This window comes from Allobosea sp. 05L423 (genome assembly GCF_056397745.1).
The window spans coordinates 224,554-251,274 of the sequence record NZ_JBFTOA010000001.1 but is presented as its reverse complement, the minus strand read 5'-3'; the positions used below and the strand labels follow the sequence as shown (position 1 = coordinate 251,274).

The following is a 26,721-nucleotide window of genomic DNA, read 5'->3' as shown; positions in this document are numbered from 1 at the left end:
ACGCTACCATGGCCCGGTGCGGCTGGGGCACCCGAAACCTGCTGCCCCTCACATGAACAGGCGCTCGTTCTCCAACCCCTTGTAGAGGCCGGCAACCTGCTCGCCATAGCCATTGTAGATCAGCGTCGGGCGCCGGTCGCGCGAGCCCAGCACCTGCTCGCTCGCCTGACTCCAGCGCGGATGCGGCACCGCCGGGTTCACATTCGCCCAGAAGCCGTATTCGGAAGCCTGGAGTCCCTCCCAGAAGGTCTTCGGCCGCTCGGCGACGAAACTGATCTTGCGGATCGATTTCACCGACTTAAAGCCGTATTTCCACGGCGTGATCAGCCGGATCGGCGCGCCATGCTGCGTCGGCAATGGCTTGCCGTAGATGCCGGTCACCAAAAGCGGCAGCTCGCTGGTCGCCTCCGCGATCGTCAGCCCCTCGGTATAGGGCCAGGGATACCAGCGCTGCCCCTGGCCGGGCGCGACGCGCGGATTGAGGAAGGTCTCGAAGCGGATGTATTTCGCGCCCGAGAGCGGGTTGGCCAGCGCCACAAAGGATGCGAGCGGGATGCCGGTCCACGGCACCGCCATCGCCCAGGCCTCGACGCAGCGGAAACGATAGAGCCGCTCTTCCAGCGGCAGCTTGCGCACGAGGTCGTCGAAACCGATCTCGAAGGGCTTTTCGACGAGGCCCTCGACCTGGATGGTCCAGGGCCGCGTGGCGAGGCGCTTCGAGGCATCGACGATGTCCTTCGACATGCCGAACTCGTAGAAATTATTGTAGTTCGCCGCGTCGTCTTCTTTCGTCAGCGCCACGTCGAGCTTGTAGGCTTCGTTGCGCTTGGCCGGATAGAGATCGAGCGTGGGATCGGCTCCCTCGGCCATCGCACGGCCCGGTAACGCGGCTCCCGCGATCAACCCGGCGCCGGCAGTCATCAACTGACGGCGGTTGAGGAACACGCTCTCGGGCGTGGCCTGGTTTTCCGGCATTTCCCAGCCGGCACGGCGCTTGATCAGCATGACGGACATACTCCGTTTTCGTTGGCGGTTGTTAGGCCACGAAAGCGGGGTCACGGCAATTCACGAGGGGGCGAGGTCAATCGCCTGACTGCTGCGACATCCGCGTATAGCTGATGATATCGCGGCGCCCTCCATTCTCAGGATATTCGCGCGCCAGGATCGATTTGAATTCGTCCGAGTAATAGTAGGTTTCGGTGACCCGCATCTCACTGCCACTGCCGGGAACGCGCCGTTCGATAAGCCAGACGGTGCTCGTGCAATTGCCGATGCTGAACTTCCGAGCACCAACGACAGCCAGCTCCACAGTGGCTTTCCGAAGTTGTTGGCCTTCCTCGCCGTGCTCGGCCTCGAAACGAAGAACGGCGTTTGGCTTGATGGGGAAAAATGTGTCGAGCGGGCTCTTCGGCTTGAAGACGAAAACTCGATCACGCTGCGCGCGATCAAGCTCGACCAGCCCCTGATAATAGGTCACCTTGACCGATGATCCGTTGCGGAACTTGGTCTCCGCAACAACCAGCGGCTGCCGCACAGATAGTTCTGTAGAGGCATCCGGCCGCTCAAGCACGAGGCGTGAACGTGCGTCGATGCTTGGACAACTTTGCGCGAAGGCCGGGACAGCCGCGCCGAAAATCAATGCAACGACGCCAAAGCGGCGAGCCAAGCCCATGAAGCACATCCTCGCGAGAATCAGTGCTTCATGTAAGCATGACAGCTTCGATGGCTCTATCAGCCCCGCGCTTCCAGCGCCTTGATGATCGCCTGGCCCATCTCGCTGGTCGAGACCGCGTTGGCGCCCGGCGCGGCGATGTCCTTGGTGCGGGTGCCGGAACCCAGCACGTCGGAAATCGCGCCTTCAAGCCGATCGGCCGCCTCGCCCGCGCCGAAGGAATAGCGCAGCGCCATGGCGAAGGAGCCGATCATCGCGATCGGGTTGGCGAGGCCCTTGCCGGCGATGTCCGGCGCCGAGCCATGGACGGGCTCGTAGAGCGCCTTGCGCTTGCCCGTTGCCGGATCCTCGGCGCCGAGCGAAGCCGAAGGCAGCATGCCGAGCGAACCGGTCAGCATCGCCGCGACGTCGGAGAGGATGTCGCCGAAGAGGTTGTCGCAGACGATGACATCGTACTGCTTCGGCCAGCGCACCAGCTGCATGGCGCAGTTGTCGGCGAGCACATGCTCGAGCTCGACATCCCCGTACTCGGCGGCGTGCAGCGCGGTGACCGTCTGCTTCCAGAGCACGCCGGTCTTCATGACGTTGTGCTTCTCGGCGGAGGAGACCTTGTTGCGGCGGGTGCGCGCCAGCTCGAAGGCGACGCGCGAGATGCGCTCGATTTCCGGCGTGGTGTAGAGCTGGGTGTCGACGCCGCGCTTGGAGCCGTCCTCGAGCGTGACGATCTCCTTCGGCTCGCCGAAATAGACACCGCCGGTGAGCTCGCGCACGATCAGGATGTCGAGGCCTTCGACCACCTCCGGCTTGAGCGAGGAGGCCGAGGCCAGTGCCGGATAGCAGATCGCGGGGCGCAAGTTGGCGAACAGGCCGAGTTCCTTGCGCAGGCGCAGCAGGCCGGCTTCCGGGCGATGCTGATAGGGCACATCGGCCCATTTCGGGCCGCCGACCGCGCCGAAGAGCACGGCGTCGGCGTCCTGGGCGAGCTTCATGTCGCCCTCGGAGATCGCCGCCTTGTGCGCGTCATAGGCCGCGCCGCCGACCAGACCCTTCTCGATCTCGAACGAGGCGAGGCCCTGCTTGCCGAACCAGGACACGATCTGCTCGACCTGGCCCATCACCTCGGGGCCGATGCCGTCGCCGGGGAGCAGCAGGAGCTTGTGGGTCGCCATGATCGTCGCCTCGCCTTGTCGCGTGTTTGCGTTGGCGGGGTGATTACGAGCGACTGGCGACGCACGCAAGCGCCGCGATGCAGCCCTGCCCTGTGCGGGCTAGGAGCCGCTTCATAAACTCTCCGAGCCCTCATCCCGAGGGGCGCCGCAGGCGCGTCTCGAAGGATGTTTCAGAAGGCTCGGAAGACATCTGGAGCATCCTTCGAGACGCGGCGCCTGCGGCGCTCCTCAGGATGAGGGCTGAGGGGTTTCCAACAGCCTCTAAACGGCTTCAGGTCTTAGGCAGCCTTGCCGTGACCTCGATCTCGACCTTCATCTCCGGCTTCAGCAGCCCGGCGACGACATAGATGCCGGCCGCGGGCCTGATCTCACGGAAGAACTCGCCGCAGACCGTGAGAACCGGTTCGCAATAGCTGCGGTCGGTGACGAAGTACTGCGCCCGCACAGCCTGCGACAGCGACGATCCCGCTTCCTCCAGCACGGAGCTTATCGTGCGGAAGATGTTGCGCGCCTGCTCGGCCGCATCCTCCGGCAGCGTCATGGTCGCGTAATTGTAACCCGTCGTACCGGAAACGAAGACGAGATCCCCGTCGATGACGGCGCGCGAATAGCCGAAAGAACGCTCGAAGGGCGAGCCGGTGGAAATGAGGCGGCGCATGGGGTTCTCCGAATGAAACACCGGTCATCCCAGGCGACCGAAGGGAGACCCGGGATCCATGCCTGAGCCTCTGTCGTCCAGACTCAGGCATGGATCCCGGGTCGGCACCGCCGACGCGGCTTGTCCGGGATGACGCGGTTCTTCGCCCTGCCGAAAAACCGATGCCACCCGTTTTCTGGAAAGGCTGCTAGACCCGCCCACTCTTCAGCGCGCGCAACACCTTCTCGCCCGGCCGCCCGGTCTGCGGCATGCCGAGCTTCCCCTCGATCTCCTTGATCGCCGTCCGGGTCAGCGACCCCACCGCGCCATCGGGCTCGCCGACATTATAGCCGCGGGAGATCAGCAGGCGCTGGAGCTCGCGCCGCTGCTCGCGCGAGAGCGGCAGATCGTCGGTCGGCCACTCGCCCTGCACGCCCGGCTTGCCCCGCAGCCGGTCGGAGAGCAGCGAGATGGCGAGCGCGTAGGAATCCGCGCCGTTGTAGCTGTAGGCCGCGTCGTAGTTCTTGAAGACGAGGAAGGCCGGACCGTTGCGACCGGCCGGCATCAGCAGGCCGGCATTGCCTGTGCCGTTCAGCGGCGAGCCATCGTATTTCACGATGCCGCGCGCCGACCATGTCGAGACCGGTTGCTTGGGGTTGCGCCCGGTCGGACCCGAATACCCATCCGGCACGCGCACTTCGTAGCCCCAGGTCGCGCCGGTCACCCAGCCAGCCTTGGCCATGAAGTTCGCGGTCGAATGCAATGCATCGGGAATGGAGTCGACGAGATCGCGCCGCCCGTCTCCGTCGCCATCGACGGCAAGGCGCAGATAGGTCGAGGGGATGAACTGGGTGTGGCCGAAGGCGCCGGCCCAGGAGCCGAACAGCCGTTCGGGGCGCACGTCCCCACGCTGGATGATCTGCAGCGTCGCGATCAGCTCGCCCTTGAAGAAGGCGTTGCGGCGAGGCGCCAGGCATGCGCCGGTGGAAAGAGCCTGGACGAGAGGCATCTTGCCGCGCGCCTTGCCGAAATCGCTCTCGACGCCCCAGACGGCGGCGATGGTATGGCGGTCGACGCCGAAGCGCTGCTCGGCCGCCGCAAGGGTCGAAGCATGCTGGCGCATCATCGCGCGCCCCTCCGCCACCTTCTCGTCATCGACCAGCGTGCCGAGATAGTCCCAGATCGGCGTCTTGAACTCCGGCTGGTTGTTCATCGCCTCGATGACCTTCATGTCCGGCTCGACGCCGGCCATGGCCCGGTCGAAGGTCGCGCTCGAGACGCCCTTGGCCGCCGCCTCCGAGCGCAGGCCCGCAAGGCAGGACTGGAAGCTCCCTTGAGCCGAAGCCGTGGAAGCAAGCAGGGCGAGTGGCAAGGCCAGTTGATAGACGCGCATGGTCTCCACCGATTCGGACAGATTCTCGGGCAGGCTAGGTCGCTGTGGTTAATGGAGGTTAACCGTCGAGAATGGCGGCACGAAGAAGCGAATTCCGCTATGGGGAAGCAACCCTTCTTCCCGCGATTCGCCGCCATGTCGCCAGCCGCCATCGAACTCCTAGGCTTCGCCGCCGCCACGCTGACCAGCCTTTGCTGGCTGCCGCAGGCCTGGCGGACCATCCGCACCCGCGACACCCGCGCGATCTCGCTATGGACACAGGGACTTTTTGCCGCAGGCACTGCGCTGTGGCTGAGCTATGGCATCCAGATCCTCTCCTGGCCGGTCATAGCCGCCAATGCACTCACGCTCCTGCTCGTCCTCCTCATCATCACCATGAAGCTCCGCTTCGGCTGACGGCCGGAACCGCGATGCGGAAAGCCCGTTATCTGTCGTCGTCAAACAGGCCGTCGCAAGAAAGCCCACCCTGCATGCCCTCCTTGAGTCTTTTTCACGCCAAGGGCTGAGCACGCTCAGCTCTGGCCGACGCTCCAAACCGACGAACCGACTGGGGATACCAGCCTTGAACAAGACGGCACTGATCTTCTTTGGCCTCATGCTCGCACCGGGCGCGGCGATCGCCGGGCCGACTTGCAGCCCGAGCAGCGACACGGCCCGCATCCTCTCCGCCGCCTCGCCGAGCGCCATCCATCGCAGCTGGCAGGGCGGCAAGCAGCTCGGCTATGGCTGGTCGCTGCAGGTCGAGCGGAGCACGCGCGATGCCACCGGCACGGAGTACTATGTCGGCGATCTCTATGACGCGGACGGCCACCTCTCGACGCGCAAGGTCTTCGCCGTCGAAAGCGAGTGGGATTGCGGGCCGTAAGGCGCCCCGCAGAACGTCATTCTCGGGTGTAGCGAAGCGTAGACCCGAGAATCTCGGGCAGTATGAGGCTGAAGGAGCCTCCTTCGACGACAGATGCTCCGGTCAAACCCGGGCATGACGTGCCCTTATGCTCACTTGGCCGGCCGCACCCGCAGGATCTTGCCGTTGTCGTCGTCCGTGAGCAGGTAGAGGAACCCGTCCGGCCCCTGGACCACGTCACGGATGCGCTCGCCGATCGTGGTGAGGAGCCGCTCCTCGCCGGTCACCGTTTCGCCCTGCGTCGAAAGCCGGACCAGCATCTGGCCGGCAAGCGCCCCGACGAAGAGCGAGTTCTTCCAGGCCGGCCAGACCGGGCCAGTGTAGAAGGCCGCGCCGGAGGGCGCGATCGACGGGTCCCAGTAGAACAGCGGCTGCTCCATGCCGGGCTTGGCCGTGCCCTCGCCGATCTTCGCCCCGGAATAATCGACCCCGTAGGTGATCACCGGCCAGCCATAGTTCAGCCCGGCCTTGGGCGTGTTGATCTCGTCGCCGCCGCGGGCGCCGTGTTCGGCCATCCAGAGCTGGCCCGTGTCCGGATGCAGCGCCGCGCCCTGGACGTTGCGATGGCCGATCGACCAGACTTCCGGCGCCCAACCCTGCTTCTTGGGGTTGTCGGCCGGCGCGCCGCCGTCTGGGCGGATGCGAATGACCTTGCCGAGATGATTGGCCGGATTCTGCGCCTGATCGCGCTGGCTGTAGCGGTCCCCAACCGTGACGAACAGTGCCCCCGTCCGATCGAAGACGAGGCGGGAGCCGAAATGCATGTTGGACTCGATCGAGGGCATCTGCCGGAAGACCACCTCGACATTGGTCAGCGCAGTGCTCTGCTCGTTGAGGCGCCCGCGTCCGACGCTGGTGCCGTTGCCGCCTGAACGCGGTTCCGCGAAGGAGAAATAGACGAGGCGGTTCTGCGCGAAGGCAGGGTCAAGCGTCACTCCGAGCAACCCGCCCTGCCCGCGCGCCACCACGCTGGGAACGCCGGTGATCGGGCGGGACAGCTCGCCCTTGGCATCGACGATCCTGAGCCTGCCGGGGCGCTCGGTGACGAGCATGCGCCCGTCCGGCAGGAAGGCGAGCCCCCAAGGATGCTGCAACCCGCTGGCAACGCTCTCGACGGCGAGTTCGCCGCCACTGGAGGGGAAACGCTGCTGGGCTGGCGCCATGCTCGGCTCCATCGCTAAAATCGCACTGAGGATACTGATCCGCAGGATCGGATTGCGCATGGAGGCTCCCAAAAGACGACGCAACTCGCCCAAGAAGCGTCAAGGGCGCGACCGCTAGGCGTGGGCTAGGCGTAGGCCCCGGGCGCTTCGGAGACGACTACATGATGCGCCATCACAATGTCGCTTGCAGGCCGGCATTAGCGAGGCGAGCACTGCTTTGGCAAGCCGGCCCAGTCACGACAATGAAACGCCGCGCCAGGAAATAGCTGCCCACCGCGATCCCGAGCCCTGCCGCCACGTCGACGAAGTAGTGGCCGCCGTCGATCGGCGTTGCGGCGATCATCGTGAGACTCAGGAGCCCGAGCGGCCATCGCGCCCAGCGATTGGCTGCGCTGCCGATCAGCAGCAGCATTCCGACTGCCGCGTGATAGGACGGGAAGGTAATGATCCCCTCGGCTCGCATGAGGTCGAGGCGGAAAGGGGCACCGGACCGCAGGCCCGCCATGTCGACGACATGGACGAACGAAGCCGCCGGCTTGAGATTCGGGTAGTCGGCAGGGCCAAGCCCCAAATGGACGAACATTGCCATCGCCGGCAGGAATCCGGAAATGAGGATCGTTATCACCCCCGCGATCATCATCGCGAGAATGATGACGCGGATCCGTGTTCCCTCACCGCTGAAGCTCAGCACTGCGATCAGCACGATCGCCTGAGGAATGAAGCTCGCATAGGCGAACGAAAACAGTGCTCCGAGCCAGGGACGGGCATCGACGGCTTTGAGATAGGCGAGCCAATCAAGCCCAAGGCTGAGATCTGCTGCGTAGAACGCTCGATCCTGAAGCGGAAAGCCGACTGTCGCGATCAGATAGGACAACATCGGTCCGAGGGCCGTGAAGGCGGTCATCTGCCCGGTGCAATCGAGGGCATCGGACAGCCTGCCTTCTCCGCGTCGGCAGCGATAGTACCACGCGCCCGCAGTCAGGCCGGCACCGACCGAGATCGGCAACAGCAGCGACATCGGCGCGAGCGAGACCGTCGAGAACGGCAACCAGCCAAGTGCAACGAGCAATAAGCAGGTGAGCAGCGCCCACGTGATACGATTAGCTCGATTGGCCTCCTGCGCTTCGATTACTGTCTCCAAGACACGCCACCTTCTAGACCGGAGGCCGACGATAGCTCGCGACGCTTAAGTCTCGGTCAACGCACATCGTTAAAAATGCCGCTCGCTGCCGTTTTTGACGCTAGCTCACCGCAACGAGCTCACGACGCAGCGCCACGATCGGCTGGCTTTCGTCCAGCGTCACATCCGCCTCCGTCACCGGCTGGCCGGCCGCCACGTCTCGCTTGAGCTTCACGCCATGGGCAAGTCCGATCGGCAGCGCGCCGCAGGCGCGGCTCGCGGCCGCCGGCATCAGCCTGCCGTAGACGGTGTAGCCGCCCTCGCCGTCCAGCATCTCGCCTGCCTTCAGCGCCCGCTTGGCGACTGCGACGGCATCGCCCCGCCAGCCGCTCGTCGTGCCGGTCGGTTCGGCCCTGAGTGCCGCGTTCAGCACCGAAATCGGCAGTTCGAGGCCGATCAGGTGGAAGGGCTTGTACATCGCGGCATAGCGCCCGGTCGCATCGGTCGGCAGGCCGTACTGCCTGAAGCAGGCGGCGGCATAGTCGTTCGGCGCCTTGAGCACGACATAGACGCCCCAGCGCAGATCGCGGAAGACCAGGCGGCCGTCCCGCTCCAGCGAGGACACGACCTCGACCATGCCGTCCCGTTCCAACTGCCCGCCGACGCTGCGTGGGCGCAGCACATGGGCGAGATCGTCGACGCCGCAGGGCGGAAATGCGAGACCCGCCTCCGGCACGTCGAGCTCGCAGGCGTTGGCGATGGCCGCCATCTCGATGGCGGACTTCGTACCGTCAAGGAAGGAATTGAACATCTGCGGGTTCATGCCCGCCGTCTTCGCCGCCTCCGGCGTCAGGCCGTAATGGGCCCAGACGTCGTCGGGCGTGACGTGGTGATAGGCCGGCAGGTACTTCGTGCCCTTGCCGGCGGCGGCGACGGTGAAGCCAGTGGCGCGCGCCCAGTCGACCATCTCGCAGACCAGCGCAGGCTGGTCGCCATAGGCCATCGAATAGACGACGCCGGCAGCCTTCGCCCGCTTCGCCAGCACCGGCCCGACCAGCACATCAGCCTCGACATTGACCATGACGACATGGCGCCCGGCCTCGATGGCGGCGAGCGCATGCCGGGCACCTGCGGCAGGATGCCCCGTCGCTTCCAGCAGCACCTCGACGCCATCTGTGCGTGCAGCCTGAACACCATCGTCGAGGAAACGGGTTCGTGCGATCCGCGCCTCGTCCCAGCCGACATTGCGGCAAGCGGCCCGGGCACGCTCGGGGTCGAGATCGGCGATGACCACGACCTCAAGCCCCTCGATATGCGGCACCTGCGACAGGAACATCGAACCGAACTTGCCGGCGCCGATCAGCGCCGCGCGCACCGGCTTCCCGGCCTCGCGACGGGCGGCGAGCTTGGGCATCAGGTTCATGGCTTCACTCCGTCCGGAGCGCCGTCATGCTCGGGCTTGCCCCGTGCATCTCTTCGACGAGATTCCCGGGTCTCCGCTCCGCCCGGGAATGACGCTCGAGGCGCCTTACTCCGGCTTCACGCCGGCATCGGCGATGATCTGCTTCCAGGTCGCGATCTCCTGGGTGTGATAGGGCTTGAACGCCGCCGGATCACGCACCTTGAGCGTGAAGCCGAGCTTCAGGATGGCCTCACGCGTCTCGGGCTTGTTCAGCGAGGCGATGACCGCCTTGGACAGCGTGTCCAGCACGGCATCCGGCGTCTTCACCGGAGCGAAGAAGGCGGCCCAGGAGTCGGCGTCTGCGTTGCTCACGCCCTGCTCGCGCAGTGTCGGGATGTCCTTGGCGCGCGGGTTGCGCTCGGGGCTGGCAAGCGCGAGCGCGCGCAGAGCGCCGCCGTTGATCTGCTCGAGCACGCTCGGCAACGTCGAATTGGCGATGTCGATACGGCCGGCGACGATCTCCTGCACCAGCGGCGCGGCGCCCCGGAAGGGCACATGCGTCATCTTGATGCCGGTGCGCTGCATGAACAGCTCCATTGCGAGGTGCGAGCCGGAGCCCACGCCGGTCGAGCCGTAATTCAGCTTGCCCGGCTCCGCCTTGGCGAGCGCGATCAGCTCCTGGATGTTCTTGGCCGGCAGGTCGTTGCGGACGACGAAGGCATGCTCGAAGGCGCCGACACCGGCGAGCGGCGCGAAATCCTTCACCGCGTCGTAGCCGGGCTCCTTCAGCAGGAACATGTTGTTGCCATGCGTCTGGTTGTTGCCGAAGATGATGGTGTAGCCGTCAGCAGCCGCATGAGCGACAGCGCGCGTGCCGACTGCGCCCGAGGCACCCGCCCGGTTGTCGACGATGACGTTCTGGCCGAAGGCCGTCGACAGATCCTGCGCGACGAAGCGCGCGATCGCGTCTGTCGGCCCGCCCGCCGGATAGGGCACGACCAGGGTGACGACCTTGCTGGGGAAGCTCTGGGCCCGGACGATCGACGGAGCGAAGACGGCGCCGGCCATCAGGCCGAGCGTGGAACGACGGGTCAACGACATGAGCATCCTCCGGAGCGCCCGGTTAGGAGACGGGCCTTGGTTGTGGCGAGAATTAGGGGGAAAGCCTGCCGACGTCCAGCGCGGGAAGGAATGCCAGGATGACGTACCATCCTGCGCTCGGCGCGCTGTAGCGCGGCCGGCCCCTCGGGTAGCGTAAGGTCGCGGCCGATTCGAGCCGCATGCGTGGGGCCTTTTCTGTCTATGCCTAAATCGTTGTTGAGGATGGCCGCGAAGCTTGTCGCGGCCATTTGTGTCTTGCCTGGCCTTGCCGTCGCACAGGATGCGGAAGAGCTCTCGAAGAAGCTCCAAAATCCGGTTTCGCCTATGATCAGTCTGCCCTTGCAGGGCAATTTCGAGTTCCGGGGAGGCGCCAAGAACGATGGCTTTTCCTCAACGACGAATATCCAGCCCGTTATTCCAGTCCATCTGAACCAGGACTGGAACCTGATCGTCCGGACGATCCTGCCGGTCATCCGGCGCGAGCGATATGGCGCGGCCGACGCGGCCGGGGTCGGCGACATCACCCAGAGCTTCTTCCTCACGCCGAGCTCACCCAAGAACGGCGTGATATGGGCGCTGGGCCCTGTCTTTCTCTGGCCCACGGCCTCGAGCGAAAAGCTGGGCTCCGGCAAATGGGGCGCAGGACCCACCGCGCTCCTGCTGGTGCAGGAAGGGGCGTGGACCGTTGGCGGCCTGGCAAACCACATCTGGTCCTATGCCGGGCCGGATGGTCGCAGCGACGTCAGCACGACCTTGCTTCAGCCATTCCTGTCCTACAGCTTCGGGCAAGGGTTCAGCGTCGGTCTCAACACCGAGACGAACTATGATTGGGTCAACCGCAAATGGACCGTCCCGATCAATGTCAGTGCCTCGCAGGTCTTCAATGTCGGCAAACAGGCGATGAGCGCCAGCATCGGCCTCAAATACTATGCCGTCAGGCCCGATGACGCTCCGCGCTGGGGTGTGCGTGCCGTACTGACATTCCTGTTCCCGGAGCGCTGAGATGGGCGCAGGTCAAGGCCTGCGTCGAAATGGCTTTCAGCTGACCTGGAATCCGGCACGCTTGAGGCGCTGGACCGCGACGTCCAGCGCCTGCAGGAAAGCGGAGCGGTCGCGGGCGGAGAACGGCTTTGGCCCGCCGCTCGCCGCCCCCATCGCCCGCAGGTCCTCCATCATGTCGCGCGTCGCCAGCGCCATGCCGATCGAGGCCTCGGAGAAGGGCTTTCCGGTCGAACCGATCACATCGGCGCCGGCCTTGATGCAGCGATCGGCCAGCGGGATGTCGGAGGTGATCACGATGTCGCCGCGCGAGACCCGCTCAGCGATCCAGTTGTCGGCGGCGTCAAAACCGTCCGACACGATGACGCGCTCGAGCCAGGGCTCGCGCGGCACGTTGATGAAGCTGTTGGCGACAACGAAGACCTTGATGCGATGCCGCTCGGCGACCCGGTAGATCTCCGGCTTCACCGGACAGGCGTCGGCATCGACATAGATCGCGATGGTTGCGGCAGCGCTCGTCATGTCTCGGCCTTCGCATGCCGTGACCGCAAGGGCAAACCGCCTCGAATTCATGACCCTTCTGCAAAACATCAAGCAGTTGCGCTTGCGATCATTGCCGCCGAGTCATAAACCACGCGCGCGCCCCACTGGGCGCTCACCATTCCGCTCCTCCGGAGACCAGTCCCATGGCCTTTCTTGCCGATGCCCTGAAGCGCGTGAAGCCCTCAGCGACCATCACGATCACGCAGAAGGCCCGGGACCTGAAAGCCCAGGGCAAGGATGTGATCTCGCTCTCCGTCGGCGAGCCCGATTTCGATACGCCGGACAATATCAAGGAAGCGGCCATCGCCGCGATCCGTCGCGGCGAGACCAAGTACACCCCGGTCTCCGGCATCCCGCAGCTGCGCGAGGCCGTCGCCCGCAAGTTCAAGCGCGAGAACGGCCTCGACTACAAGGCGAGCCAGACCATCGTCTCCACCGGCGGCAAGCACGTCATTTACAATGCGCTGCTCGCCACGCTGAACCCCGGCGACGAGGTCATCTGCGTCTCGCCCTACTGGGTCAGCTATCCCGAGATGGTGGCGCTCTGCGGCGGCACGGCGACCTTCGCCGAGACCTACCTGAAGAACGACTTCAAGCTGCAGCCGGAAGATCTCGAGAAGGCCATCACCCCCAAGACCAAGTGGGTGATCCTGAACTCGCCGTCGAACCCGTCCGGCGCCGCCTACAGCCATGCCGAGATGAAGAAGCTCACGGACGTGCTGATGCGCCATCCGCATGTCTGGATCCTGACCGACGACATGTATGAGCACCTCGTCTATGGCGACTTCCAGTTCGTCACCCCGGCGCAGGTCGAGCCCGCCCTCTATGAGCGGACGCTGACCATGAACGGCGTTTCCAAGTCCTACGCCATGACCGGCTGGCGCATCGGCTACGCCGCCGGCCCGCAGCACCTCATCAACGCCATGGACCTGGTCCAGGGCCAGCAGACCTCGGGCACCTCGGCGATCTCGCAGTGGGCCGCGGTCGAGGCGCTCGACGGCACGCAGGAGCACATCCCGGTTTTCAAGAAGGCCTTCGAGCGTCGCCGCGACCTCGTCGTCTCCATGCTGAACCAGACCCGCGGCCTGAAATGCCCGGTGCCGGAAGGCGCTTTCTACGTCTACCCCGATTGCTCCGCCCTGATCGGCAAGACCCTGCCGAACGGCAAGAAGATCGAGACGGACGAGGACCTCGTCATGGGCCTGCTGGAAACGGAAGCCGTCGCGGCCGTGCACGGCTCGTCCTTCGGCCTCGGCCCGAACTTCCGCATCTCCTACGCCACTTCGGACGAGAAGCTGGAAGAGGCCTGCCGCCGCATCCAGCGCTTCTGCGCCGAGCTGCGCTGAGCACAATGATCAAAGGCGCCGCAACGCGCCGCACCCTTCTGGCCGGGAGCCTCGTGCTTCCGGCCACTTTCGTTTTCGGGCAGGCAACGGCAACGCTCTCCGCACGCGAGGCCTTCGAGGCCGCCCAGGCGAAGCGGATCTTGCTGGTCGATATCCGCGGCGCGCAGGAATGGGCCGATACAGGTCTGCCCCAGGGAGCCGTGCCACTCGACGTCGACGCACCGGCCTTCGAGGTCAGGATCGCCGGGCTTCGCCTCGACAATCCCGGCAAGCGCATCGTGCTGATCGATCGCACCGGCGCGCAGGCGGTTGCCGTGGCGCAGAAGCTGGGCGGACGCGGCTGGCGCGATCTCGCGGCGGTGCGTGGTGGCGTGCTCGGGCCGGGCGGCTGGCTGGCCGAGAGACTGCCGGTGGCGGGTTATCGGTAAGGAACGGCCGTCATGCTCGGGCTTGCCCCGAGCATCTCATGCAGAAAAAGGCGCCTCTTCCGGAAAGAGATTCTCGGGTCTGCGCTACGCTTCGCCCGAGAATGACGGCACAGGTCAGCCTTGGCCATGTCCTTTCAACAAATCCGGCCGTCTCTCCCGCGTGATCTTATCCGCCTGCTCGCGCCGCCATTTCGCGATGCGGGCATGGTCGCCGGAGAGCAGCGCGTCCGGCAGGCCCCTGCCCTCCCATTCACGCGGCCGCGTATAATGCGGATATTCGAGCAGCCCGTTCTCGAAGCTCTCGTCCTCGCCCGACGCCACCTTGCCCATCACGCCGGGGATAAGCCTCACGCAGGCGTCGAGCAGCGTCAGCGCCGCCATCTCGCCGCCGGAGAGGATGTAGTCGCCGATCGAGACCTCGATCAGGTTGCGCCCTTCGATCACGCGCTCGTCGACGCCCTCGAAACGCCCGCAGACGATGACGAGGCCCGGCCCCGCGGCCCATTCACGCGCCTGCGCCTGCTGCAAGGGCCGCCCGCGCGGTGACATCAGCAGGCGCGGACGTTGATCATCCGTCGCTACCGCCGCATCGATCGCCGCCGCCAGCACGTCGCAGCGCAGCACCATACCGGCGCCGCCGCCGGCCGGGTTGTCGTCGACATTGCGATGGCGGCCGATGCCGTGGTCGCGGATCTGGTGAGTGTCGAGGGACCACAGCCCCTTGCGCAGCCCCTCGCCCGCCAGCGAAATGCCGAGCGGCCCGGGAAACATCTCCGGGTAGAGCGTCAGGATCGAAGCGCGAAAGGGCATGGTCGACCTTGAAATAAGGCAATTGCTTCCAGCCTGTCATCCCGGGCGGAGCGTAGTGGAGACCCGGGATCCATGCCGGAACGGTTCAGGCATGGATCCCGGATCGGCGCCGCTCACGCGGCTTGTCCGGGATGACCCGCCAAGATGGACAGCAACTAACTGAAGCGCAGCGCCGGCAAGCCGTCCAGCGCCGTGAAATCGGGAGCCGACGCAATCAGGTTGTCATAAGCAGCGAAGCCGCTCGCATCGAGCAGGGTGAGCAGTGCCACCGCCCGCATGCCGGCACGCCGTGCCGCCTCGACGCCGAGCGGGGCATCCTCGAAGACGATGCAATCAGCGGGGTCGACATTCATCCGCTCGGCCGCAGCCAGGAACATGTCAGGATGCGGCTTGCCGCGAAAACCCTGGCTCGGCGAAACGATGGTGGCGAAACGCCGGCGCAGGTCCAGCGCATCGAGCACCACCTCGATATTCGGCGGCGGCGCGGCGGTACCGACAGCCATCGGCACGCCCGCCGCATCGGCTCGCGCCATCAACTCCAGCAGACCGGCCGTCGCCGCGACATGCGGGCGATAGGCCTCGCGATAGAGCGCTTCCTTGGCATCGCCCATCGCCGCGATCTCGTCGGCGGTCGCATGCGGGAAGTAGGGCCCGACGATCTCGGCCAGCGCCATCCCGGCCGTGCGGGCCGAAAAGGTCTCGCGGTCGAAGGGTAATTTGTTGCTGACGTGCCAGCTTTCCCAGGCGTCGTCATGGAAACGCATATTGTCGACGATGGTGCCGTCCATGTCGAAGATCAGCGCGCGGGCCGGCCTATCGTTTGTCATCGTCGGGCTCGAACAATCCCAGGGGCGGCTCGGCCTCGATCCGGCGCGCCGCGATGTCGATGCGCGGTGCGAAGGCCTTGGTGAAGGGCATCAGGACGGATCGTCCGTCCGGCGTCTCGATGTCGAGCAGGTCGCCCGCACCATAGTTCTCGACCGCTGTGACGGTGCCGAGCACGATGCCGTCCGGCCCGGCCACGCTGCAGCCGATCAGATCGGCCTGCAAAAACTCGTCCTCGTCCTCGCCTGCCGACAGCTTGTCGCGCGCGACGAACAGCTCGACGCCGTTCAGCGCTTCGGCCGCCTCGCGCGTCGTCACGCCCTTGAGCCGGGCGACGACCACTTCCTTGGCAGGGCGGATATCGGTGATCTCGAAGCTGCGGCCCTTGCTGTCGGAGAGCGGGCCGTAACCGGCGATCGCGAGCGGATCGCCGGTAAAGGTCTTGATCCTGACCTCGCCGCGCACGCCATGCGGCGCACCGACGATGCCTAGCAGGATGAGTTCGCTCATGTCAGCACGTCATGCCCGGGCCTGACCCGGGCATCTCATGCAGGAGATTCTCGGGTCGAAGCTGCGCTTCGCCCGAGAATGACGTGCGAGCAGTCAAGCTCACGCCTCGGCGGCTTCTTCGGCAGCCGGAGCAGCGGCCTTCTCGGCCTTCTTCTCGGCGCGCTCCTTGGCCTTCTCGCCCGGGACAGCCTTGTTCGGGTTGTTGCGGGCCGGACGCTTGGCAATGCCGGCGGCGTCGAGGAAGCGCAGGACGCGRTCGGTCGGCTGGGCGCCCTTGGCGAGCCAGGACTGGACCTTCTCGATGTCGAGCACGACGCGGTCGGCAGCGTCCTTCGGCTTCATCGGGTCATAGGAGCCGATCTTGTCGATGAAGCGGCCATCGCGCGGGCTACGGGCGTCGGCGACGACGATGCGGTAGTAGGGGCGCTTCTTGGCGCCGCCGCGGGTCAGGCGGATCTTGAGGGACATGGTCTTCTTCCTTTGGTTTGAAGTTTGAAGTCGTGCGTAACGTTGAAGGCTACTTCTTCTTGCCGAACGGGTTGCCGCCCATCCCGGGCAGGCCGCCGCCACCAAGGCCCGGCAGCTTCGGCATCATGCCGGCCGGCGGGGTCACGCCCTTCGGCAATCCTGGAAAACCGCCCGGCGGCATCGACGGCAGGCCGCCACCGCCCGCACCGAGCTGTTTCTGCAATTCGGCAAGCTGCGCCGGGTCCATCTTCGACGGATCGGGCATGCCGGCCGGCAGGCCGCCGCCGAGCCCGAACATCGAGCCGAGCTTGCCGAGCATGCCGCCCTTCTGCTTGCTCATCATCTTCATGGCGTCGGCCATGCCGCGATGCATCTTGAGCAGCTTGTTGATCTGCTCCGCCGAGGTGCCGGAGCCGGCCGCGATGCGCTTCTTGCGACTGTTCTTGAGCAAATCGGGATTCTTGCGCTCGGCCGGCGTCATCGAATCGATCGCGGCGATCATGCGCTTGAACATCTTGTCACCGACGCCGGCGCTGGCGAGCTGGGACTGGGCCTGCTTCATGCCGGGCAGCATGCTCATGACGCCGCCGATACCGCCCATCTTCTCCATCTGCTGGAGCTGCGCGCGCATGTCGGAGAGGTCGAACTGACCCTTCGCCATGCGCTGCGCGGTCGCCTGCGCCTGCTCGGCGTCGATCGTCTCGGCCGCGCGCTCGACGAGGCTGACGATGTCGCCCATGCCGAGGATACGGTTGGCGACGCGCGAGGGATGAAAATCCTCGAGCTCGCCGACCTTCTCGCCCGTGCCGACGAGCTTGATCGGCTTGCCGGTGACGGCGCGCATCGAAAGCGCCGCGCCACCGCGCGAATCGCCGTCCATGCGGGTCAGCACGATGCCGGTGAGACCGACGCGCGCATCGAAGGCGCGCGCCGTGTTGACCGCGTCCTGGCCGGTCAGCGCATCGGCAACGAGCAGCACCTCATGCGGGCCGGTCGCGACCTTCACCTGCGCGACCTCTTCCATCAGCGTATCGTCGAGCGTCACGCGGCCGGCGGTGTCGAGCATCACGACGTCGTAGCCGCCGAGGCGGCCCGCCTCGATCGCACGCTTGGCGATCTGCACGGCCGACTGGCCGGCGACAATCGGCAGCGTCTGCACGCCGACCTGCTGGCCGAGCACGGCAAGCTGCTCCATGGCGGCCGGGCGTCGCGTATCGAGCGACGCCATCAGTACCTTCTTCTTGTTGCGCTCGGTCAGGCGCTTGGCGATCTTCGCGGTCGAGGTGGTCTTGCCCGAGCCCTGCAGACCGACCATCAGGATCGGCACCGGCGGCACGGCATCGAGGCTGATGACCTCCCCCTCTCCGCCGAGCGTCTCGATCAGGACGTCGTTGACGATCTTGATGACCTGCTGGCCGGGCGTGACCGATTTCAGCACCTCGGCGCCGATGGCGCGCTCGCGCACCTTGTCGGTGAAGCTGCGGACGACCTCGAGCGCAACGTCCGCCTCGAGCAGCGCGCGGCGCACCTCGCGCAGGGCGGCGTTGACGTCCTCCTCGGTCAGCGCACCCCTGCGGGTCAGCCCCGAGAGGATGCCGGAGAGTCTTTCGCTCAGCGTGCCGAACATGCGGACCTGCCTACTTGCCTCAGGGAACCGTCAACACCAGAACCTCACTGCCAAACGGTTTCGCGCCCGAGGGCGCAAACGCGCTGTCGGACGTTGACCTCCGGGCTCGTGGAAGCGGCTGGCGCGGCCCGGTCGGCTGATGTGGTTTCGGCGATGTCGGCGAAACGGATGCGGCCTTAAAGCCGAAGAATGCGGCGAAAGTCAAGGTTGGGATTGGTTTCGCTGCGGATGAACGTGTCTTTGCGGCGCCCGAACCCATCGCCGCAGAAAACAGGTCTGCCGGCTTCCTGTCCGGCAGGACACGATATCACGAGTCTCGGCCGTAGAATGGCCCTGATCTGACGGCATCGCTGCTGCCCCCGATTCGACAGCGATGCCCATGAAGATTGCCACCGCCCTTCCTCTGCTTGCCCTTACCCTCTTCCTGGCCGCCTGCGCCGGCGATCCGCGGCGCGAGGGCCCGCTCGATCACCGCATGGTCGAGAAACTCAACGCCGTTTCGCTTGATCCGGCCCAGGCCGGGCGCATCCTCAATGCCTACCGCGCCAGCAACGGCCTCGGTCCCGTCCGGCCGGATCCGCGGCTGATGGCGATGGCACAGCGCCAGGCGGATGCGATGGTCGCAGCGAACGCGCTCTCGCACGACGCCGGCGGCGACTTCACCGCCCGCATCCATGCCGCGGGCATCGACAGCGCGCGGGCGGCGGAGAACCTCGGCGGCGGCTACTTCTCGGTCGAAGAGGCTTTCGACGGCTGGCGCAAATCGCCCGGCCACGATGCCAATCTGCGGATGAAGGAAGCGACCCGCTACGGCATTGCACTGTCCAAGGACCCGCGCACGACCTACCGCGCCTGGTGGGTGCTGGTGGTCGCGGCCGAGCCCGGGCAGCGCGTAACCCTCGATACCGGGCCGCTTATACCCGCCCAAAGGCGTTGACGAGCGGAAATTCCGAGATGACAGGCCGTGGTCCTTGCAGCTAGCAATTGTGTCCTTTCATAGAGGATACGGACTGCAATGGCTAAGTTTTCAGGAATAGCATTCTCGCTAGCCGTCCCATTTCTGATCGCGGGCGTAACGCAAGGTCAAGCACAGCCTTGCATGACGAATTTCAACTCCGCCGGCGTCCCGATGGTCTCGCAGATTACCTATAAGACCTGGGATCTATTCAAGAAGCCGCCGGCCGCTGTGCTCCCTGCGATCGCCAAAGCGATCCAGGCCGATGGCGACTTCATGGACATCCGGACCGACAAGGCCAGCGGCACGATCTCCGCCATGCAGGAAGTGACGGGCTCCGGCCGCCCACAGATCCTGAAGGTGACGGCGCGCAAACAGGCCACCGGCACGCGCGTCGACATCGCCTTTACCGTGCAGCCCGGCCAGATGTCGCCGGAAGGGGCTGTCCGGACAGCCCTCTGCGACTTCCTCGACAGTGCACGCTGAGCCGCCGCGCACCTAGAAAAGAAGGCATCGTCGAAAACGCCGGGCACCAATTTTCAATTCCCGCGGCCCGGCTCTTTACAAGACACCACTTCTGGTGATGGCTCTGGTTTTAACGGAGCCATCATCATGACCTTCGAAGCCTGGGCCGCCTTCGCCGCCGCCACCGCCGTCCTGCTGGTCATCCCCGGGCCGACGATCCTCCTCGTCATCTCCTATGCGCTCGGCCAGGGCTGGCGCACGGCCTTCCCGATCGCCGTGGGCGTCGCGCTCGGTGATTTCACGGCGATGACGCTCTCCATGCTCGGTGTCGGCGCTTTGCTCGCCACCTCCGCCATGGTCTTCACCGCTCTGAAATGGATCGGCGCCGCCTATCTCGTCTGGCTCGGGATCAAGCTCTTCCGCGCCGGCGGCTCTCTCGACGCCAAACCGCGCGAAGATGCCGCGCCCGCCTGGAAGATGCTCGGCCATGCCTGGCTGGTGACCGCGCTCAACCCGAAGAGCATCACCTTCTTCGTCGCCTTCCTTCCGCAGTTCCTCGACACCAAGGGCGATTTCTGGACGCAGATGCTGATCTTCGAGGCGACCTTCATCAGCCTCGCCTTCGCCAATGCCATGGGCTACGCGCTGATCGCCTCGCGCGCCCGGGCCGTGGTCAGCAACCCCCGCGCAATCGGGCTCTTCAACAAAGCTGGCGGCACGCTGCTGATCGGCGCCGGTGTCGCGACGGTCGCGATCCGCTCCGGAAGCAACTGACGCCGCAATGTCGAGCAAGGACAGTCAAACCCTCGGCTTCTATGCCGAGGAAGCCAGCGCCTATGCCGGGCGGGACAGGCAGGCCGAAAACCGCCGCATCGACATCTTCGCCGCAGGGCTTGTTCCCGGCGCCCGCATTCTCGAACTCGGTTGCGGCGGCGGCCAGGACAGCGAGGAGATGCTGCGCCGCGGCTTCGACGTGGTCCCGACGGACGGCTCGCCCGAGCTGGCGAAGCAGGCCGCGCAACGGCTCGGCCGCGAGGTCCGCGTCCTGCTCTTCGAGGATCTGGCCGAGGTCGCGGCCTATGATGGCGTCTGGGCGCATGCCTGCCTGCTGCACGCGCCGCGCCCGGGCCTGCCCGGCATCATCGACCGCATCCGTGCCGCGTTGCGACCGGGCGGCGTCTTCTACGCCAGCTTCAAGGCCGGAGAAGCCGAAGGACGCGACAGCCTCGGTCGGTATTTCAATTATCTCTCATCCGCCGAATTGCGCGACGCCTACGGACCAGCCAGGGGCTGGCAGTCCCTGCAGATCGAGGAGGAGATGGGCTCCGGCTATGACCGCATGGCCACGCGCTGGCTTCATGCCCTGGCGATCAAGGCCCCGGAGACTTGACCCGGCGTTGCGGCGACCTACCTCTTCTGGGCCATGACCCGCCGCAAACTCCTCTCTTTCGTCGGTCTCGGTGCGCTGCTGGCCTCGACCGGCGCCGCCTGGGCCACGATTTCCCGCTCGCGCAACCCCTATTACCAGGGCCCCGTCAGCGACCATTTCAACGGCATCGTCTTCAGCGATGGCCGCTCGGGCAGCAAGGGGCTGCTCGACGTCCTGCGCTGGCAGACGGGCAAGCGCGAGCGTGAGACCTTCCCGCTGCAATATGCGGCGCCGCCGCAGGACAAGCCGCCCGCGCGCGTCGATGGCATTCGCATCGTCCATCTCGGCCACGCCTCGTTTCTCTATCAGGTCGGCGGCCTCAACCTGCTGGTCGACCCGGTCTATTCCGAGCGGGCCAGCCCCTTCTCCTTCATTGGCCCCAGGCGTGTGAACGAGCCCGGCGTCGCCTTCGACGATCTGCCGAAGATCGATACGGTCCTGATCACCCACAACCACTACGACCATCTCGACATCGAGACGCTGGCGCGCATCCATCACCGCGACCAGCCGCGCATGATCATGCCACTCGGCAACGACACCATCGTGCGGGCCCGCATCCCGGACGCCCATGCCGAGGCCCACGACTGGAACGACCGGCTCCAATTGTCGGAAGCCGTCGCGATCACGCTGCTGCCGAGCTATCACTGGTCGGCGCGCGGCGCCTTCGACCGGCGCATGGCGCTCTGGTGCTCCTACGTTCTCGAAGCGGCCGGCACGAAAATCTTCCATATCGGGGACACCGGCTATCACGACGGCTCGCTCTATGAGCGGCTGGGCCGCGAGCATGGGCCATTCCGTCTCGCCGTGCTGCCGATCGGCGCCTATGAGCCGCGCTGGTTCATGTCGGACAACCACATGAACCCCGACGAGGCGGTCAAGGTCATGCAGGCGCTGCGCGCCGAGCAGGCCATCGGGCACCACTGGGGCACCTTCCAGCTCACCGACGAGGGCGTGGAGCGGCCGCCGGAAGCGCTGAAAGTGGCGCTCGCCCAAGCCGGTCTGCCGGAAGAGCGCTTCAGGCCGATGCGGCCGGGGTTGAGCTGGAGCGCGTAGCGCTCACCGCGTCATTGCGAGCGCAGCGAAGCAATCCAGGCGGATCGTGCTCGACATCCACCCGGCCCCCCGCTCCCCGCAATGACGACGCGGCACGAGCGCTCTATTTGGGCTGCACGTAGACGTTGATCTCGAGATTCGGGTCGCCCGGATCATTGAGCTCGCTGACATATTCCTCGAGGAAGGTGTCCTTCACGACGATGCTCTTGGCTTCGAGATAGGCGGTGATCGTCTCATAGGTCGAGTCGATGTCGTCATAGGGCGCCTGGTGCAGGAAGCGCAGCGCCGGCCCTGCGGGCGAGGTTCCCATCCTGAAATCCGCGCCCAGAGACGGCGCTTGCCCACCGGGCGGAATCGCGACCGGCAGCATCGCATCGAAACGAAAGCCGTCATCCGTCGTCTCGACGAACAGCGCGAGCGGCCTGCCCGCGACCGCCAGCCCCGCCCTTTGCGCCTCGGCTCGCAGGGTCTTGATGCTGTTGGAGAGTTTCTGGAACCCCTGATCCCAGGTCGCCTGCCCGGACAGCATCAGCACCGGCTTCGGCGAGAGCACGACCTCGCCGACATCGCTGCTGTCCGTGCCCTTCCCGGCCAATGTCGAATTGGGATCGGGCACGCCGGTCTGCTGCTGCGACGGCGCGGGCGGCAGCGGCTGGCCCGGGGCGGGCAGCGTCGGCGGCGGTTGCACCGGCTGTGGCTCGATCGGCATCGATGGCGTCGGCGCGGGCTGGACAGGTTGCGGCGTCACAGGCCCCTGCAGCGCCGGAGGCGGCTGTACCGGCTGCGGGCTAGACGGCTGCCCGGGCGCAGGCGCCGGCGGCGTCTGTGCCGGGGTGGCCGGCACCTGGGCCGGAGCAGCGCCCGGCGGCGGCGCCAATGGCGCGGACTCGACCGGGCTCGGCGCAGCAACGCGCTGCTGCGCGAAGACCGTTCCACTGGAAACGCTCACCATGCCGGCAAGCGCCAGAACACAAATCCGGGAATACCGCATCGTCACGGCCCTGAGTTTCACGCGATTCGCGCCCTTGCAGCGCAACATAGAATGTCCACCTTTTCACAGGAACGGGATGAGGGTGGCTTTTTCACATCGCCTCGGCCATAGACCCACTATTCATGGGACATGTGACCAAATGAACGCTCTGGCCAATCGCCGGTTCCTGAAGATGAACGGGCTGGGCAACCAGATCACGGTGCTCGACCTGCGCGGCACGAAGCATGTCGTCAGCGAGGCGGAGGCGCGCGCCATCGCTGCCGAGCCCCGCGCCCGCTTCGACCAGCTCATGGTCCTGCACGATGCCGTGGCGCCCGGCACCGACGCTTTCGTGCGCATCTACAACACCGATGGTTCCGAGGCCGGCGCCTGCGGCAACGGGACGCGGTGCGTCGCCTGGGCGATGATCGCCGATCCGCAGATGGGCGACGCCGCCAAGACGAGCCTCGCCCTCCAGACCAAGGCCGGGCTGCTGCCGACGGTGCGCGAGGGTGAAGCCCTCTTCACCGTCGACATGGGTGCGCCGCGTCTCGACTGGGACCAGATCCCGCTGGCCGAGCCCTTCGAGGACACCAGCCGCTTCGAATTGCAGATCGGGCCGATCGACAACCCGATCCTGCACACGCCCTGCGCCGTCAACATGGGCAATCCCCACGCGGTCTTCTTCGTCGACGACCCCTACGCCTACAATCTCGAGCAGATCGGCCCGCTGCTCGAGAACCATCCGATCTTCCCCGACCGCGCCAATATCGAACTCGCCGCGGTGAAGGCGCCCGATCATATCGTCCTGCGCGTCTGGGAGCGCGGCGCCGGCATCACCCAGGCCTGCGGCTCCGGCGCCTGCGCGGCGCTGGTCGCGGGCGTGCGGCGTGAACTTACCGCCCGCAAGGCCACGGTCAGCCTGCCCGGCGGCGACCTCGCGATCGAATGGCGCGAGAGCGACGGCCATGTGCTGATGACCGGCCCGGTCGAATTCGAATGGGAAGGCCGGATCGACCCGGCCCTGATCGAGCGCGCCGCCTGATGGCGCTGGAGGTCGTCACCTTCGGCTGCCGCCTCAACATCGTCGAGAGCGAGGCGCTGCGGCTCCAGGCGCAGGCCGCCGGGCTGAAGGACGCCGCCATCGTCAATTCCTGCGCCGTCACCGCCGAGGCGACGCGCCAGGCGCGGCAGGCCGTGCGCCGCCTGAAGCGCGAGAAGCCGGACCGCCCGGTCATCGTCACCGGCTGCGCCGCGCAGATCGAACCCGCCCGTTTCGCGGCGATGCCGGAGACGGACCGTATCCTCGGCAATGACGAGAAGCTCAATCCCGCGAGCTGGGCCGCGCTTGCCCGCTCCAACAGCCTTGGAAGCGCGGATGCAGCCGCCGCGGACAAGCTCGATGTCGGCGACATCATGGCCCGCACGACATTGCGCGCGCCGGCCACCGGCCGCTTCACCGGCCATACGCGCGGCTTCGTCCAGGTCCAGAACGGCTGCGACCATCGCTGCACCTTCTGCGTCATCCCCTTCGGTCGCGGCCATTCGCGCTCGCTCCCGGCCGATGATGTGGTCGCGCAATGCCGCCGGCTGGTCGAGGCCGGCGCGCGCGAAGTCGTGCTGACCGGCGTCGACCTCACCAGCTATGGCCGCGACCTGCCGAACCAGCCGTCGCTCGGTGCTCTCGCCCAGGCAATTTTTCGGGCGCTCCCCGAACTGCCGCGCCTGCGCCTGTCTTCGATCGACGCGGTCGAGGTCGACGACAGGCTGCGCGACCTGCTCGCGACCGAGGCGCGGCTGATGCCGCATCTGCACCTGTCCCTGCAGGCCGGCGACGACCTCATTCTGAAGCGCATGAAGCGCCGCCACAGCCGCGCCGACGCCGTCCGCTTCTGCGCCGAGATCCGGGCCTTGCGCCCCGACATCGTCTTCGGCGCCGATCTCATCGCCGGTTTCCCGACTGAGGACGAGGCGATGTTCACCGGTTCGCTTGGACTGGTCGAGGAGTGCGGGCTGAGCTTCGTGCACGTCTTCCCCTACTCCGCCCGCCCGGACACGCCGGCCGCGCGCATGCCGCAACTACCCGCCGGCGTCGTCGCGGAGCGCGCCGCACGGCTGCGGCTGGCAGCAGGCGCTGCGCATGAGCGGCATCTCGCCGAGCGCGTCGGCCGGCCGCTCAGCGTCCTGACCGAACGCGGTAACACCGGCCGGGCCGAGGATTTCACGCTGGTCCGCTTTATCAGCGACATCGCGGCCGGTCAGATCGTCAGGACGACCAGCCATACGGCCGATGGCAAGGCCCTTCTCGCGGCCTGAGCTCGGTGTGTCATGTTCGGGCGAGCCGAAGCGCAGACCCGAGAATCGCGGCTCGTGAAAAGCGCGAGAGCCTCATCTTGCGGGATATGCTCGGGTCAAGCCCGAGCACGACGAGCTTGCTCGGGCCAGGATGCGCGCGATCAGGGAAGAATAGCCGCCCCGGTCGCCGATGGGAGGAGGAGGAGAGACCGGGGCGGCGGAGCCTTGCCGGTGCGGCGGGCCCGAACATTAGACGCGGCGAGAGCCGAAAAGGTTCAAACCTTCAGGCGACCACCGAGCCGCGGAGGCGCTGCACCTGGTTGTTGCAATAGCCACGCGGGTTCCAGGCGATCTCCAGCGGCTGGCTGTTGCCTGCCACGTCATGCGCCCGCACCATGATGACCAGTGGCCCGACCTGGTCGGCGGAAACCTCCGCCTCGAAGCGCCGCCAGGCGAAAGGCCCCTCGCCCGGCTGCAACGGGATGTCGTGCCAGTTACCGCCGCCATCGCAGGAAAGCTCGACCGAAGCGAGCGGAATGGCCCCGCTCCAGGCGAAACCGCCGACTGTCAGCGGCTCTCCGTGCTTCACCGTGAAGCCGTCGACCGGGGTGGTGATGAGCGATTTGACCGGCATGTCGGTGATTACCGCGAAATTGGCCGGATCGAACGCCTCGCCCGGCCGCAGCGCCTCGATCGGCATCCGATAGTCGGTGCCGCGCATCTTCTCGCCGTCATGCTCGACCGGGCGCAGGCTGATCCCGTCGAGCCATTTCTGCCAGGCCGAGCCGGGATAGCCCGGCGCGACGATCCGCAGCGGCCCGCCATGCAGGCGCGGCAGCGGCTCGTCGTTCATCGCGAAGGCGATCAGCGTTTCCGGCGCCAGCGCCTTGGCCATCGGCAGGCCGCGCGACAGAGCCGCCTTCTCCGGCCTGCCGATCTGCCGGTCGGGCGCATGATGCCCGGTATAGACGGCGCTCGGTTTCGGGCCGGCATGCTCCAGCACATCCGCCAGCCGCACCCCGGTCCAGCGCGCGCAGCCGACGGCCCCGAGCCGCCATTGCAGCCCATCAGTGGCGGGAGAGAACTGCGAACGCCCGTTGCCGGCGCATTCGAGGACGGCCGTGACTGTGACGGTCTCGAAGCGCTGGCGCAGGCCCGCAATGGTCCAGACGGTCGGGCGCTCGACCTCGCCCTCGATCGTCAGCGTCCAGTCGTGTTCGCCGCCAACCTCCGGCAGATCGCCGTTGTTGCGGATGAAGAAGGAATCGATCGGCGTGATCGCCTGGTCGAGCAGGCCGATGGCCGGCTCGGCATTCAGCGCCTCCTCGTCATAGACATGGAGCCCAGGCTTCAGCCGGCGCAGCAGTGGAAATTCGACGAGACGGCGAGGCAAACGACAATCTTCTCCGTGACGGCTCGCGGCGGCGATTCCCTCCC

At 66.3% G+C, this 26,721-nt stretch carries 29 protein-coding genes; 12 read left to right on the top strand and 17 right to left on the bottom strand.

Going from position 1 to position 26,721, the window contains the following annotated elements:
- Window positions 1–48: 48 nt before the first annotated feature.
- The 5 genes from msrP to AC1DNE_RS01225 form a co-directional block, all read right to left on the bottom strand.
- On the bottom strand, window positions 49–1,005 hold the full coding sequence (gene msrP, locus AC1DNE_RS01245) for a protein-methionine-sulfoxide reductase catalytic subunit MsrP (protein ID WP_476765084.1): 957 nt from the start codon (window positions 1,003–1,005) through the stop codon (window positions 49–51).
- A 76-nt stretch (window positions 1,006–1,081) separates the two neighbouring features.
- The gene (locus AC1DNE_RS01240; RefSeq protein ID WP_476840886.1) at window positions 1,082–1,672 is read right to left on the bottom strand and encodes a hypothetical protein; all 591 of its coding nucleotides are present in this window, start codon (window positions 1,670–1,672) and stop codon (window positions 1,082–1,084) included.
- 59 nt (window positions 1,673–1,731) lie between these two features.
- Window positions 1,732–2,841: a 3-isopropylmalate dehydrogenase gene (gene leuB, locus AC1DNE_RS01235; protein WP_476765082.1), complete on the bottom strand. Its 1,110-nt coding sequence runs from the start codon at window positions 2,839–2,841 to the stop codon at window positions 1,732–1,734.
- A 271-nt stretch (window positions 2,842–3,112) separates the two neighbouring features.
- A complete protein-coding gene (locus tag AC1DNE_RS01230) occupies window positions 3,113–3,499 on the bottom strand; it encodes a RidA family protein (protein ID WP_441469789.1) in 387 nt (128 codons plus the stop codon).
- A gap of 187 nt (window positions 3,500–3,686) precedes the next feature.
- Entirely contained in the window at window positions 3,687–4,871 is a 1,185-nt protein-coding gene (locus AC1DNE_RS01225) for a lytic murein transglycosylase (RefSeq protein ID WP_476765081.1), read from the bottom strand.
- A gap of 135 nt (window positions 4,872–5,006) precedes the next feature.
- On the opposite strand from AC1DNE_RS01225, the gene AC1DNE_RS01220 reads away from it, so the two are divergent.
- Window positions 5,007–5,267 carry a SemiSWEET family sugar transporter gene (locus AC1DNE_RS01220; RefSeq protein WP_441469791.1) on the top strand — a complete coding sequence of 87 codons (261 nt, stop codon included), beginning with the start codon at window positions 5,007–5,009 and terminating at the stop codon, window positions 5,265–5,267.
- Window positions 5,268–5,433: 166 nt separating this feature from the next.
- Entirely contained in the window at window positions 5,434–5,736 is a 303-nt protein-coding gene (locus AC1DNE_RS01215) for a hypothetical protein (protein ID WP_476765080.1), read from the top strand.
- A 131-nt stretch (window positions 5,737–5,867) separates the two neighbouring features.
- On the opposite strand, the gene AC1DNE_RS01210 is transcribed toward AC1DNE_RS01215, so the two are convergent.
- The 4 genes from AC1DNE_RS01210 to AC1DNE_RS01195 form a co-directional block, all read right to left on the bottom strand.
- On the bottom strand, window positions 5,868–6,998 hold the full coding sequence (locus tag AC1DNE_RS01210) for a PQQ-dependent sugar dehydrogenase (protein ID WP_476840885.1): 1,131 nt from the start codon (window positions 6,996–6,998) through the stop codon (window positions 5,868–5,870).
- 112 nt (window positions 6,999–7,110) lie between these two features.
- Window positions 7,111–7,812 carry a phosphatase PAP2 family protein gene (locus tag AC1DNE_RS01205; protein WP_476840884.1) on the bottom strand — a complete coding sequence of 234 codons (702 nt, stop codon included), beginning with the start codon at window positions 7,810–7,812 and terminating at the stop codon, window positions 7,111–7,113.
- 367 nt (window positions 7,813–8,179) lie between these two features.
- Entirely contained in the window at window positions 8,180–9,481 is a 1,302-nt protein-coding gene (locus tag AC1DNE_RS01200) for an NAD(P)H-dependent oxidoreductase (protein WP_476765078.1), read from the bottom strand.
- A 105-nt stretch (window positions 9,482–9,586) separates the two neighbouring features.
- Window positions 9,587–10,561 (bottom strand): Bug family tripartite tricarboxylate transporter substrate binding protein, encoded by a 975-nt coding sequence (locus AC1DNE_RS01195; RefSeq protein WP_441469796.1) that lies wholly within the window; start codon window positions 10,559–10,561, stop codon window positions 9,587–9,589.
- A 324-nt stretch (window positions 10,562–10,885) separates the two neighbouring features.
- Here AC1DNE_RS01195 and AC1DNE_RS01190 point away from each other — a divergent pair, with 324 nt between their 5' ends.
- Window positions 10,886–11,563: a hypothetical protein gene (locus tag AC1DNE_RS01190; RefSeq protein WP_441469797.1), complete on the top strand. Its 678-nt coding sequence runs from the start codon at window positions 10,886–10,888 to the stop codon at window positions 11,561–11,563.
- 36 nt (window positions 11,564–11,599) lie between these two features.
- Here AC1DNE_RS01190 and AC1DNE_RS01185 read toward each other — a convergent pair whose 3' ends face one another.
- Window positions 11,600–12,082 carry a YaiI/YqxD family protein gene (locus AC1DNE_RS01185; RefSeq protein ID WP_441469798.1) on the bottom strand — a complete coding sequence of 161 codons (483 nt, stop codon included), beginning with the start codon at window positions 12,080–12,082 and terminating at the stop codon, window positions 11,600–11,602.
- 164 nt (window positions 12,083–12,246) lie between these two features.
- Between AC1DNE_RS01185 and AC1DNE_RS01180 the strand changes: the two genes are divergently transcribed.
- Window positions 12,247–13,449, top strand: a complete 1,203-nt coding sequence (locus AC1DNE_RS01180; RefSeq protein ID WP_441469799.1) for a pyridoxal phosphate-dependent aminotransferase — start codon at window positions 12,247–12,249, stop codon at window positions 13,447–13,449.
- 53 nt (window positions 13,450–13,502) lie between these two features.
- On the top strand, window positions 13,503–13,877 hold the full coding sequence (locus tag AC1DNE_RS01175; protein ID WP_476765076.1) for a rhodanese-like domain-containing protein: 375 nt from the start codon (window positions 13,503–13,505) through the stop codon (window positions 13,875–13,877).
- Window positions 13,878–13,991: 114 nt separating this feature from the next.
- Here the strand turns inward: AC1DNE_RS01175 and trmD are convergent, their stop codons facing one another.
- The 5 genes from trmD to ffh form a co-directional block, all read right to left on the bottom strand.
- Entirely contained in the window at window positions 13,992–14,687 is a 696-nt protein-coding gene (gene trmD, locus AC1DNE_RS01170) for a tRNA (guanosine(37)-N1)-methyltransferase TrmD (RefSeq protein ID WP_476765075.1), read from the bottom strand.
- Between the two features lie 155 nt (window positions 14,688–14,842).
- Window positions 14,843–15,514 (bottom strand): HAD family hydrolase, encoded by a 672-nt coding sequence (locus AC1DNE_RS01165; RefSeq protein WP_476765074.1) that lies wholly within the window; start codon window positions 15,512–15,514, stop codon window positions 14,843–14,845.
- The gene (rimM, locus tag AC1DNE_RS01160) at window positions 15,501–16,022 is read right to left on the bottom strand and encodes a ribosome maturation factor RimM (RefSeq protein ID WP_476765073.1); all 522 of its coding nucleotides are present in this window, start codon (window positions 16,020–16,022) and stop codon (window positions 15,501–15,503) included. Before rimM ends, AC1DNE_RS01165 begins: the two co-directional genes overlap by 14 nt.
- Window positions 16,023–16,121: 99 nt before the next feature.
- Window positions 16,122–16,490, bottom strand: a complete 369-nt coding sequence (rpsP, locus tag AC1DNE_RS01155) for a 30S ribosomal protein S16 (RefSeq protein WP_476765072.1) — start codon at window positions 16,488–16,490, stop codon at window positions 16,122–16,124.
- Between the two features lie 49 nt (window positions 16,491–16,539).
- Window positions 16,540–18,117 (bottom strand): signal recognition particle protein, encoded by a 1,578-nt coding sequence (ffh, locus tag AC1DNE_RS01150; protein ID WP_476765071.1) that lies wholly within the window; start codon window positions 18,115–18,117, stop codon window positions 16,540–16,542.
- A 379-nt stretch (window positions 18,118–18,496) separates the two neighbouring features.
- Between ffh and AC1DNE_RS01145 the strand changes: the two genes are divergently transcribed.
- The 5 genes from AC1DNE_RS01145 to AC1DNE_RS01125 all read left to right on the top strand — a co-directional run bounded on the left by AC1DNE_RS01145 (window position 18,497) and on the right by AC1DNE_RS01125 (window position 22,019).
- Window positions 18,497–19,054, top strand: a complete 558-nt coding sequence (locus AC1DNE_RS01145) for a CAP domain-containing protein (RefSeq protein WP_476765070.1) — start codon at window positions 18,497–18,499, stop codon at window positions 19,052–19,054.
- A gap of 162 nt (window positions 19,055–19,216) precedes the next feature.
- Window positions 19,217–19,558, top strand: coding sequence for a hypothetical protein (locus AC1DNE_RS01140; protein WP_441469807.1), 342 nt, complete (start codon window positions 19,217–19,219; stop codon window positions 19,556–19,558).
- 126 nt (window positions 19,559–19,684) lie between these two features.
- Entirely contained in the window at window positions 19,685–20,311 is a 627-nt protein-coding gene (locus AC1DNE_RS01135) for a LysE family translocator (protein WP_441469808.1), read from the top strand.
- Window positions 20,312–20,318: 7 nt separating this feature from the next.
- Entirely contained in the window at window positions 20,319–20,927 is a 609-nt protein-coding gene (locus AC1DNE_RS01130; RefSeq protein WP_441469809.1) for a class I SAM-dependent methyltransferase, read from the top strand.
- A gap of 33 nt (window positions 20,928–20,960) precedes the next feature.
- Window positions 20,961–22,019 carry an MBL fold metallo-hydrolase gene (locus tag AC1DNE_RS01125; protein WP_441469810.1) on the top strand — a complete coding sequence of 353 codons (1,059 nt, stop codon included), beginning with the start codon at window positions 20,961–20,963 and terminating at the stop codon, window positions 22,017–22,019.
- A 103-nt stretch (window positions 22,020–22,122) separates the two neighbouring features.
- Here AC1DNE_RS01125 and AC1DNE_RS01120 read toward each other — a convergent pair whose 3' ends face one another.
- Window positions 22,123–23,031 (bottom strand): GyrI-like domain-containing protein, encoded by a 909-nt coding sequence (locus tag AC1DNE_RS01120; RefSeq protein ID WP_441469811.1) that lies wholly within the window; start codon window positions 23,029–23,031, stop codon window positions 22,123–22,125.
- Window positions 23,032–23,149: 118 nt separating this feature from the next.
- On the opposite strand from AC1DNE_RS01120, the gene dapF reads away from it, so the two are divergent.
- Window positions 23,150–24,034, top strand: a complete 885-nt coding sequence (gene dapF, locus AC1DNE_RS01115) for a diaminopimelate epimerase (RefSeq protein WP_476765069.1) — start codon at window positions 23,150–23,152, stop codon at window positions 24,032–24,034.
- Window positions 24,034–25,305: a tRNA (N(6)-L-threonylcarbamoyladenosine(37)-C(2))-methylthiotransferase MtaB gene (mtaB, locus tag AC1DNE_RS01110; RefSeq protein WP_441469813.1), complete on the top strand. Its 1,272-nt coding sequence runs from the start codon at window positions 24,034–24,036 to the stop codon at window positions 25,303–25,305. Before dapF ends, mtaB begins: the two co-directional genes overlap by 1 nt.
- A gap of 262 nt (window positions 25,306–25,567) precedes the next feature.
- On the opposite strand, the gene AC1DNE_RS01105 is transcribed toward mtaB, so the two are convergent.
- Entirely contained in the window at window positions 25,568–26,677 is a 1,110-nt protein-coding gene (locus tag AC1DNE_RS01105; RefSeq protein WP_441469814.1) for a sulfite oxidase, read from the bottom strand.
- Window positions 26,678–26,721 lie beyond the last annotated feature (44 nt).

Bases quoted from the DNA above. Each gene is read 5' to 3' on its own strand.
- AC1DNE_RS01200 (WP_476765078.1), bottom strand. From the start codon at position 9,481: ATGAACCTGATGCCCAAGCTCGCCGCCCGTCGCGAGGCCGGGAAGCCG.
- AC1DNE_RS01125 (WP_441469810.1), top strand. From the start codon at position 20,961: ATGACCCGCCGCAAACTCCTCTCTTTCGTCGGTCTCGGTGCGCTGCTG.
- AC1DNE_RS01225 (WP_476765081.1), bottom strand. From the start codon at position 4,871: ATGCGCGTCTATCAACTGGCCTTGCCACTCGCCCTGCTTGCTTCCACG.
- trmD (WP_476765075.1), bottom strand. From the start codon at position 14,687: ATGCCCTTTCGCGCTTCGATCCTGACGCTCTACCCGGAGATGTTTCCC.
- AC1DNE_RS01210 (WP_476840885.1), bottom strand. From the start codon at position 6,998: ATGCGCAATCCGATCCTGCGGATCAGTATCCTCAGTGCGATTTTAGCG.
- dapF (WP_476765069.1), top strand. From the start codon at position 23,150: ATGAACGCTCTGGCCAATCGCCGGTTCCTGAAGATGAACGGGCTGGGC.
- mtaB (WP_441469813.1), top strand. From the start codon at position 24,034: ATGGCGCTGGAGGTCGTCACCTTCGGCTGCCGCCTCAACATCGTCGAG.
- AC1DNE_RS01230 (WP_441469789.1), bottom strand. From the start codon at position 3,499: ATGCGCCGCCTCATTTCCACCGGCTCGCCCTTCGAGCGTTCTTTCGGC.
- AC1DNE_RS01135 (WP_441469808.1), top strand. From the start codon at position 19,685: ATGACCTTCGAAGCCTGGGCCGCCTTCGCCGCCGCCACCGCCGTCCTG.
- msrP (WP_476765084.1), bottom strand. From the start codon at position 1,005: ATGCTGATCAAGCGCCGTGCCGGCTGGGAAATGCCGGAAAACCAGGCC.
- AC1DNE_RS01145 (WP_476765070.1), top strand. From the start codon at position 18,497: ATGAAGATTGCCACCGCCCTTCCTCTGCTTGCCCTTACCCTCTTCCTG.
- AC1DNE_RS01220 (WP_441469791.1), top strand. From the start codon at position 5,007: ATGTCGCCAGCCGCCATCGAACTCCTAGGCTTCGCCGCCGCCACGCTG.
- AC1DNE_RS01185 (WP_441469798.1), bottom strand. From the start codon at position 12,082: ATGACGAGCGCTGCCGCAACCATCGCGATCTATGTCGATGCCGACGCC.
- AC1DNE_RS01130 (WP_441469809.1), top strand. From the start codon at position 20,319: ATGTCGAGCAAGGACAGTCAAACCCTCGGCTTCTATGCCGAGGAAGCC.
- AC1DNE_RS01190 (WP_441469797.1), top strand. From the start codon at position 10,886: ATGATCAGTCTGCCCTTGCAGGGCAATTTCGAGTTCCGGGGAGGCGCC.
- AC1DNE_RS01165 (WP_476765074.1), bottom strand. From the start codon at position 15,514: ATGACAAACGATAGGCCGGCCCGCGCGCTGATCTTCGACATGGACGGC.
- AC1DNE_RS01140 (WP_441469807.1), top strand. From the start codon at position 19,217: ATGACGAATTTCAACTCCGCCGGCGTCCCGATGGTCTCGCAGATTACC.
- AC1DNE_RS01180 (WP_441469799.1), top strand. From the start codon at position 12,247: ATGGCCTTTCTTGCCGATGCCCTGAAGCGCGTGAAGCCCTCAGCGACC.
- AC1DNE_RS01195 (WP_441469796.1), bottom strand. From the start codon at position 10,561: ATGTCGTTGACCCGTCGTTCCACGCTCGGCCTGATGGCCGGCGCCGTC.
- rimM (WP_476765073.1), bottom strand. From the start codon at position 16,022: ATGAGCGAACTCATCCTGCTAGGCATCGTCGGTGCGCCGCATGGCGTG.
- AC1DNE_RS01240 (WP_476840886.1), bottom strand. From the start codon at position 1,672: ATGGGCTTGGCTCGCCGCTTTGGCGTCGTTGCATTGATTTTCGGCGCG.
- leuB (WP_476765082.1), bottom strand. From the start codon at position 2,841: ATGGCGACCCACAAGCTCCTGCTGCTCCCCGGCGACGGCATCGGCCCC.
- ffh (WP_476765071.1), bottom strand. From the start codon at position 18,117: ATGTTCGGCACGCTGAGCGAAAGACTCTCCGGCATCCTCTCGGGGCTG.